The organism is Burkholderia sp. AW33-5 (assembly GCF_053427615.1).
Genome location: NZ_JBSAXA010000086.1, coordinates 1 through 747 on the forward strand (window position 1 = coordinate 1; position 747 = coordinate 747).

The following is a 747-nucleotide window of genomic DNA, read 5'->3' on the forward strand; positions in this document are numbered from 1 at the left end:
GCCGGCGTACCGGTCTTCCTGTTTTTACGGCATGTCTGCGTAACCGATGACCAGGCGCTGCGCCTGTTCTGGCTGGAATTCCGCTGCTGGCTCGATCGCCGCCGGGTTGCGGTGTTCGGCAAGACCTACACGCTCGCGCCGATGCGCTATGGCCGTGACGTCGGCGTCTACACCCGGTCGTTTGCGCGCGGCCGCGATCTGGAGCGCTTCGAGGCGCTGCGTCAACGCCTGCTCGCGCGGGCAGAGGAGGACAACGATGAGTAACCGCCATTCCATTCCGCTCGTCGACGGCGTCGCCAGCGCGTGGCCGGCCGACGTCGGTCACACGATGATTATCGGGCCCACGGCCGCAGGCAAGACCAGCTTCGCCGCCTACGACGTGCTGCGCTTGACGGCCGAGGAATTCCGCATCATTCGCGGCGATCCGTCCGGCGACGCGCGGGACGCGGGAGACGAAGCATGCGCGTGAGCAACGATCTGAACCGGCTGGTCGCGGCAGCAGAGGACAAGCTGCCGCGCATCGGCCGCCCGGTGGCGGAAACGGTCACGAGCCTGGACAACGGCGGTGCCATGATGGTGATGCGCGTGAGTGGCGTGCCGTTCGAATCGGTCAGTCGTGGCGAGATCGAGGCGCGCTACGACAGCTGGAACCGGCAGCTGGCCGCGATGACGCTGGAGAAGGGCAACCGCCTGTCGCTGTGGAGCACGTTCCGCCGGCGCCGCGTGTCGTTCGGTGACGAATACCGC

Annotated in this window: 1 protein-coding gene and 2 pseudogenes; all 3 read left to right on the forward strand. The window is 67.3% G+C overall.

Annotated features, from left to right (window positions below):
• Positions 1 to 264: pseudogene (locus tag ACV22V_RS32445) on the forward strand (VirB3 family type IV secretion system protein); the annotation flags it as partial.
• On the forward strand, positions 257 to 469 hold the full coding sequence (locus ACV22V_RS32450; protein WP_448016823.1) for a hypothetical protein: 213 nt from the start codon (positions 257 to 259) through the stop codon (positions 467 to 469). The pseudogene ACV22V_RS32445 and the gene ACV22V_RS32450, both read left to right, overlap by 8 nt.
• Positions 460 to 747: pseudogene (locus ACV22V_RS32455) on the forward strand (transporter); the annotation flags it as partial. The gene ACV22V_RS32450 and the pseudogene ACV22V_RS32455, both read left to right, overlap by 10 nt.